At 44.3% G+C, this 8483-nt stretch carries 5 protein-coding genes and 1 pseudogene; 1 reads left to right on the forward strand and 5 read right to left on the reverse strand.

The window, feature by feature from the left end; genetic code table 11:
• The 5 genes and pseudogenes from AACR09_RS23560 to AACR09_RS23580 form a co-directional block, all read right to left on the reverse strand.
• A pseudogene (locus AACR09_RS23560) lies at nt 1-491 on the reverse strand (ABC transporter ATP-binding protein); the annotation flags it as partial.
• Entirely contained in the window at nt 481-1905 is a 1425-nt protein-coding gene (locus tag AACR09_RS23565; protein WP_102482591.1) for a TolC family protein, read from the reverse strand. The gene AACR09_RS23565 and the pseudogene AACR09_RS23560, both read right to left, overlap by 11 nt.
• Nucleotides 1880-4111 (reverse strand): ATP-binding response regulator, encoded by a 2232-nt coding sequence (locus tag AACR09_RS23570; protein WP_193835802.1) that lies wholly within the window; start codon nt 4109-4111, stop codon nt 1880-1882. Before AACR09_RS23570 ends, AACR09_RS23565 begins: the two co-directional genes overlap by 26 nt.
• A 3-nt stretch (nt 4112-4114) precedes the next feature.
• A complete protein-coding gene (locus AACR09_RS23575; RefSeq protein ID WP_004730526.1) occupies nt 4115-5464 on the reverse strand; it encodes an HlyD family type I secretion periplasmic adaptor subunit in 1350 nt (449 codons plus the stop codon).
• Between the two features lie 2 nt (nt 5465-5466).
• Complete coding sequence (locus tag AACR09_RS23580) at nt 5467-5829, reverse strand: hypothetical protein (RefSeq protein ID WP_102548996.1); 363 nt, start codon at nt 5827-5829, stop codon at nt 5467-5469.
• A 186-nt stretch (nt 5830-6015) separates the two neighbouring features.
• Between AACR09_RS23580 and AACR09_RS23585 the strand changes: the two genes are divergently transcribed.
• A partial coding sequence (locus AACR09_RS23585) for a cadherin-like domain-containing protein (protein WP_228010868.1) occupies nt 6016-8483 on the forward strand: 2468 nt, incomplete at its 3' end.

Raw genomic sequence — 8483 nt, forward strand, 5'->3', positions numbered from 1 at the left:
ATGACAGAGGCAATCAGAAGTGTAATACCAGCCCATATGTTGATGAGTCCTATGATAAGGATGGTAATCAAACTGACAGCAAGGTTGATCAGTGCTCGAACCGATTCTCCACCAAAGAAAGTCTTAAGTTCAGGAATGGTTGAGATTCGTTCTAGGTATTCGCCCGGTTCTAAACGGCGGAATTTAGAGATCTCAGCCAAACAGATGGATTGAAATACCTTGTTGGTTAAGTTGGTCTCAAACTGCCTCATGATGACAGAGGAAATCTTCTCTTCCTGATTTTTTAAGTGATAGTCGAGGAAGATGGAAATCAAGATAATCGCGAACAACAAGAACAGAGTATCTTGTGCTTGGTTGGGTAACACTCGGTCAAAAATGATCAGAATGGAGAAGGGTAGTACCAAGCCAAACAGGGTCGATATTATCGTTGAGAAAGTCAGATAACACTTATCTGCCATATTGATCTTTTGCGAAAATTGCTCAGTTTGCATTACGACCTCCTTTTCTCAATGACTCCGTTGAGAGAAGGTGTTTAGGCACCAATTCTTGATTATTTCGCCCTTCAATATCGCTCATTAATTGCATGATGCTCTCTATCGATTGAATAGAGAGTATGCCCTTAATTTGCTCAAGCTTGATGGTCTCGATGATGTAGTCGTATCGTGCGCTTTCATAGTCTCTCAAAGCGCTGAACAGTTTGCTTTCCGCCGCCAGCAAGTCGGTGATGGTACGCGTGCCTAACTGGTAAGCTCTTTGGATACCTTTATAAGAGGCATAGTTGGCGCGGATGATATTTTCGTAACTGCTTATAGACTGCGAGAAATCGTTAATGTTGAGTACTGAGGTGTTCACGTTGTTACGTGTGGTGTAAAGCGAATCTTGATAAAGCAGCTCGGTACGTTCAATCGCCGTCGATGATTTTTGATAGCCATAGTAATCAGAACCACCCGACAAGATAGGCACTGCGAGGTTTAAGCCAACACTGGTTGAGTTACTTTCACCTGTGGCTGTAATGTCGGTTTTATCGTAGTTATTGGCGTCATCATGTCGATAGCTGGCTGAAAGCGACACGGTCGGTAAGAAGTTCGAACCGCTCTCTTTTAAGCTTCTGCGGCTTCTCTCTACGTTTTTCTTTGCCACCAACAAGTCGTTATTCAGCTTTAACGCCTGATCCATGATCGTCCGTTGCTCGGTTTCGTTTATCTCTTTTAGCGGTACGCTTTCGTATATGTCTTGCGACGGAGTGATAGGGTATTGAATTTGAATAGAGAGCCCGTTGAGAATGACACGTCGATCTTTTTGCAAGGTTCTTAATCGGTTCGACACGCCTTCTTTCTGAGCAATTACTTCGTACAGCTCACTGGCTGCGGTGTTACCTAGCTCTACATTACGTCGCATTTGATGTTCACGCGTTTCAGACGATTTGAGCTCAACTTTGGTCGCTTTAATTTGGGCGTTGTTTTTCAAATACTCAAAGTATTGAGAACCGATTTCCGAAATAGTGCTTTGAATTTTGTTCTCGTGCTTAACTTCTTCGATATTGAAGTCAAGCTTAGCCGTCCCATATTTAAAAATGTCGCCAAGATTGAATATGGATTGCGAAAGAGAAAGGCTGTAGCTGTTTGAGTTATAGCTAGAGGTTTCATCGGGAACGCTCGATAGTAAGGTTTCATTCTCGTTCCATGTCGTATCGGCTGCACCATTGAGTGAAGGCAGAAACTTAGAGCGACTGATCCCTATGTTGTATTCGTTCTCTTCCACACCTTTATCACTGGCGCGAAGGGATAGGCTGTTTTGCAGGCCGAGTTCTACCGCTTCAAGCAGGGTAGTCGCCGATGCCGAAGGTGTCGTGCTTAAAGCAAGCGCAGCCATGATGCTGCTAGTTAAGTTTTTGTACCGCCACATACTTGTTGATCACCTTGATTATTTGGTCACTTTTATAAGGTTTGCTGATCACGTAATCCATTCCGGCTTCGATACAAGCCTGGTGTTCGTTACTGCTGGTCAATGCGGTTGCACCTATGATGGTACAAGGGTTCTTCTCGTTTTCTTGTTCAAACTGGCGAATACGTTTTGTGGCTTCAATACCGCCCATACCCGGCATGATGCAATCCATAAAGATGATGTCAGAACGTTTATTCATGAAGTGTTTCACTGCGTCAGCGCCATCGCCAACCATTTCTGGTTCATATTCTTGCTTGGTAAGGATTCGTTTAAGTAAAATCTGCTGAACTCGGTCATCTTCTACGATTAGGAATGAGCTGTTCTCCATTTGTTCTTCTGATGCTTCCGCTTCCATAATGGTGAGCAAGTTAGGAATAAACTCATAAGGAATCGCAGGGGAGTTGATGATCTTATCGACGAAGCTGTGACACTCTTGCGCATGCTGAGTGTTGGTTACCGATAACAGCAACTTGGTATTTGGGTGGTTCTTAAGTTGAGATTTCACTGTTTTACTCAGTGACGGTAACTTGTTGGGTTCAAAGGTATCGGTGAGCATAATCGCATCGTAATCACCAAAGGTCTTCGCCGCTGAAAATAACTCATTGGCAGTCCGAATTTCGGTGATGTCCAGCCCCAAATTACTGAGCATTTTCTTCATCACATCGATGCGAACTTGAGTGTTGGCGCACAGCAGTAAACGTTTGCCGTCGAAGCGAGTCTTTTCTGTGTGGAAATTCTTCGCCTTGAGATCAAGCTCAATCTGAAAACGTTCCTGCGTACCCGATTGGAACCAGTGACTTTCGTAATACCCGTAATCTTTTAATACGCTTTTTGCTAAGTCGTCTGTGCTTGCGGTGTGGTCCTTGTGACTGCTCCAATGGAGTTTATTGAGCTTGGCTACAGAGACATCTAACGTTGAAAGGAAGTTTAGATTGATGGTAACTCGGGTATTTTCCATGTCTGAAGCCGCCCCAGATTCAATCGTCACAAATAGTTTCTTATTTGATTTGAGTTGAATGGCATTTGAAAGCTGTAGGAACAATATCCAGAACAAGCTGGTGGATTGGCCTTCTACGCGATTGGGTAAGTTGTCGGAAATAAAGCAGTCCAGTTGGCTTTCATTACGTTGTACTTTGGCACTAATATGAATCATTAATTCAGATAGCACGCTCAGCAGAGAAAACTCTTTCGACTTGCTTTCCGTGCCCTGTGAAATCAATCGATTATAGTTTTCTGCTAGCTCAGATAGGGTGCTACATGCAGAGGTAATGTCCTTCGCCATCAAAACGCCGTTTTCATCGGTTTCTTGAACGAGGTACTGGACACCACCGTTAATGGTGTTGGTGATCCCTCGAATCTCATAGCCGATCAGCGCATACAACTGTTTGTAGAGATCGTTATTGCGCTTTTGGTCTTCCAATTTACTGAAGATCAGTTTGAGATGAGAGTAGATCTGACGCTGTTTGGGATTGATGCTCACTTCATTAAGAAGCTCTTCAAGCCTTTGTAAATCTAACTGTTTTAGTTCTTGATACAGAGCATCGAACTCATAGTCGATTTCGCGTTCGTTAGAGCTGGATTTCTTCAGTTTCAACATGGCGACAGCGTTAGATAGAACCGTTATCACGGCCAGTATTACGACCACCATAAACAACCAAACGAAGAACTCGTTTTTCTCAGAGATCAAATCGCTCGCATGGTTGTTAAACATGGTGCGATAGTTGTCATCCATCTGCAGATAGTTGTTGGTCAGTGAGAGATATAAATCGAGTACATCGGCACGTGCTTTAGCGCTATCGGAGAAACGGTTAATCGCTAATTCAAGTTGCGTGTATTCAGTAGCGCCAACCAAGCTGAACTCAGTTTTGTTCAAAGAGGCTAAAGATCGAAATTCATCTATATCACGCTTCAAGTTAACTAGATTGAATTCGTTAGTACCACAAGTGTCGTTACTTAAGCACTGCTGCAGAGTTTGAATATCTTGTTCGATGGTCTGATTAAGCTTCTGAGCTTGTATGAGCAGTGGGGCACTTTGCACTTGCGCGACTGAATCTACTTTCGACCAAGAAAAGTATAAATAGAAAGCGAGCGCAGCCAGTACGATGCTAAACAATATGCTCAGTCGCAGGGCGGGTACAGAAATATTGTACGAAGGTTTTCCGCTCATTGATTACCTCTCATCGAAAGCATCTTCGATGGCTGACATCACCGGCTTCGCTGCGTATTCGATCACGCGACGCGAACCTGTTTTTACATCGGCGGTAAATTCCATATAAGGTGATAATTTGTATTGAGTGCCTCCTCGTTCAAGAAAGTTTCGGTCAATTTCAATCTCTGCTAAATAGAACTCAGCGTCTTCTTCTTCGTATGATGAACGGCTGATTGAGGCGATGGTTCCCTCAACAAACCCGTATTTTGCAAAGTTATAGGTATCCATTTTCACTTTCACTGCCTGACCAATTTCGACAAATCCCATGTCTTTACGTGGGATCTTCGCTTCACCGTGAAGGGAGTTATTGATCGGTGCAATATCGGCGATACTCTCACCTGGCGGAATCACAGCCGAACGGAAATTGAAGTGCAGTTTGTCGACCACACCATCCACCGGAGAGTAGACAACTAGGCGATCAACCTTGTCGGAATGCTGCGGTTGTAAGATTCGCTTCAGCTTTAGGTCTTTATTCGCTTGAATGATTTGCGCTTGATACTCAGAGTTTCGATTCTCAACTAAGTCACGGTGTTGTTTTTCCAGTTTGTCGAGCTGAAAACGTTCGTTCATGACCGACTCATCAAGGTTCTCAATCTCACGTACCATATTGGATTCTTGTACTTTCATGTTGAGGACGTCGACATAAGACGCCATCTCTTCTTTATAAAGCGTATTTTTGATGTTGAGTTGTTTGCGAATGAGCGATAGTTGGTTCTCTGAACTTTTACGACGCTTAAGCATTGATTTAATCAGGGAGTTTTTGTGTTTAATATCGTGGGTAATGAGCTCTTCATTTGAACGGTTTTTAGAGAACTCTTGTCGCCATGTATTCATGTTGACCTGAACTTGTTCTGGAAATTTTTCGATATAAGAAGCGAAGTTGGGTTCTACCATGTCGCGTAAGCTTTCATAACGAATCTTATCGAGCTCTATCTGAATAATCTCAGTATTCACGGTATCGAGTTGTGTGTTGCGGTCTAGTGAGCGAATTCGTGCGATCGGCTGTCCTTCATAAACGACTTCTCCTTTTCGGACTAACATCTCTTCCAATATGCCGCCTTCTAGGTGTTGCACCTTCTCAACGTCAGATTCCAACAACAGTTCACCACGCACAGAAACGACGATGTCTATACGCGCTTGTGATGCCACGGCGATAGCGACTAAAGCGAGTAGGAATATGATGAGCAACGTTTTGTGAACACTGGTCATGGCACTTGCAAGCACAATGGTGTCATCAGCTGTGACCTTAGAAGCCTCATTATTAGAAACGAGCGCTTTTCTTAAGTGATGTTCTATTTGGTTATTGCTCATGACTACCTCGATGACTTGTCATCTATTACTTCCTTAATGTCCAACAAGTGATTGATTTGTCGATTGACGTTGTGCAATTCAGTTTTTACATCCTCTAAAAGATCTTCAGGTGCAGGGAATTCGTGCTTACTCAAATGTTCCAATTTGGCCATTTTGGGTGGCAAGTCTTGATCGCACAGTAAAGTTAAGATGGTCTTTAATCTCTTTGAGTAGTTGTTGAGCTCATCAAAACGGTCATTTTTATGGAGCGTCTCTATGTTGTTCGCTGCGTCTGAAAAGTCCTTATAAAAATCGCCTAGTAGCAATTGAAGCCCTTTGTGGTTGTTGTCGATTGAACGCAGCAAACTTGTCATGTCTATCATCATTCCACCGCCGTAATTGCTTTAATCACAATAACTAAGGATGTTTAAAGGTAGTTTTCAAATTTTTTTTGATTCTTTATGTATAAAAAGAAAAATATGAAAAATGTTGTATAAAAACTTGGTTTTTCAAAATGGTGTCCTTTAATGCCTCTAAATACGATCAGTTAGCTAGTAGCAACGGAGGCTGTAATGGCAGGCGAAAATAACCAAAACAACCAAAATGAAGATCTAAATGACGCGGTAGAACAAACGGACACGAACGACGCGGGTACGCCCTCCCAACAGCAGAATCAACAAAATCAACAGAATACGATTGCGTCGACAATAGCGACGGGTGCTGAAAACACGGATGCGGCCGACGAGGTTAATCAGGCTTTAGAAGACAATCCGAGTGGCGCAGGTAATGCTGAAGATGCGTCGGCTTCTGGTGCGGCTGTTCAAGAAGAGACGCCAGAAAGCGATGGAGATTCAGACGCAGCACAATCCAATGTAGTCGGTGGTGCGGCTTCGGAAGCTGGCTCGGACAATGCTGCTGGCAGTGGTGGCGGAGCGGGTGCTGGCGCTCAAGCAGTAGGTGGCGATAACGCAGAGTCTGCGACAGGTGGAGCAGACGCTGAAGGTAATGAAGAACAAGGCCAAGCTGCACGTACTTCAGCAGCGCCGAGTGAGACATCTTCAGAGTCGGATGACCAACAAGTTGGTGATGAGCTAGATTCACAAACAGTAGAAGAGACATTTGCAGTTGATGTTCAAGCTTCTGACGAAGAGACCATCAGCGAAGTAGAAGATGACTTTGATTCTGAAACAGTAAGCGAAACGTTCAAAATCAAAGTCGAAAGTGAAAATGATGCGCCAGAAGCTGAACAAGATCTGGCTTACATCATAGATGAAGATGGCTCCATAACATTCACTCAAGAACAATTACTCGAATACGCAAGTGATGTAGATGGGGACGAGCTTGTTGCTTCCAACGTTCAAGTTGGTGCAGATGCAACCGTTCAAGATAATGGTGATGGTACTTTCACCGTTGTTCCTTCAGCTGACTTTAATGGTGAACTTGGCCTTACTTTCGACATCAGTGATGGCCAAGAAACGATTAGTAGCGCAATTGATTTAACGGTACGTCCTATTAATGACGCGCCTGTTCCTGAAGATAAAACGTTTGAAATTGAGGAAGATGGCACACTCATCTTCAGCGATGCCGACCTATTAACAGGTGCTACTGACATCGAAGGTGACAACCTTACTGTTGAAGGTGTGACTTACGATGGCGGCGACGGCATTCTTACTGACAACGGTAATGGTACTTACACCTTTGCGCCGAATGAAAACTTCAATGGCGATGTAAACTTCGGTTTTGATGTGTCAGATGGCACTGATACGGTAGCTGCAAACATCGACGTAAGCGTAACAGCAGTCGATGATGCACCAGTATCTGGCGACCTTGCTTACTCAGTCGATGAAGACGGTTCGATTCGTTTAAGCCAAGAGCAATTACTATCACAAGCATCTGACGTAGAAGGCGATGATCTAACTGCTAGTGGCCTAACGGTTGGTGGTGATGCGACAGTTACTCAAAACGACGATGGCAGCTTTACCATCACGCCAGATGCGAACTTCAATGGTGACATCGATATCAGCTTTGATATCTCAGATGGCACTAACACGGTTCAAGCTTCTGCCGATTTAACCGTTAACCCAATCAATGACTTGCCAGTCCCTCAAGATCAACAATTCAGCGTTGAAGAAGATGGCACGTTAATCTTCACCGATGCAGACTTGTTAACAGGTGCAACGGACATTGAAGGCGATAACCTTACGGTTGAAGGTGTGACCTACGATGGCGGCGACGGTATCCTTACCGACAACGGTAATGGTACATACACCTTTGCGCCGAATGAGAACTTCAATGGTGATGTAAGCTTCGGTTTCGATGTATCTGACGGTACCGATACAGTGTCAGCGAACATCGACGTAAGCGTAACAGCGGTTGATGATGCGCCTGTATCGGGTGACCTAGCGTACTCAATCGACGAAGACGGTTCGATTCGCCTAAGCCAAGAGCAGTTGCTTTCTCAAGCATCTGATGTGGAAGGTGATGACCTTACTGCCAGCAGCCTAACGGTTGGCGGTGATGCAACGGTTGTTGCTAACGACGATGGCAGCTTTACCATCACGCCAGATGAGAACTTCAATGGCGACATCGATATCAGCTTTGATATCTCAGATGGCACTAATACGGTTCAAGCATCGGCTGACCTAACGGTTAACCCAGTAAATGATTTACCAGTTCCTCAAGATCAGCAGTTCAGCGTTGAAGAAGACGGTACACTTATCTTCACCGATGCAGACCTGTTAACAGGCGCTACCGACATCGAAGGTGACAACCTTACTGTTGAAGGTGTGACCTACGATGGTGGCGACGGTATCCTTACTGATAACGGTAACGGCACGTACACCTTTGCTCCAAATGAAAACTTCAATGGTGATGTAAACTTCGGTTTCGATGTATCTGACGGTACCGATACAGTGTCAGCGAACATCGACGTAAGCGTAACCGCGGTTGATGATGCGCCTGTATCGGGTGACCTAGCGTACTCAATCGATGAAGATGGTTCGATTCGTCTAAGCCAAGAGCAATTGCTTTCTCAAGCATC

Origin of the sequence: Vibrio sp. OPT20, assembly GCF_963889365.1 — a bacterium.
Lineage (GTDB): Bacteria > Pseudomonadota > Gammaproteobacteria > Enterobacterales > Vibrionaceae > Vibrio > Vibrio splendidus.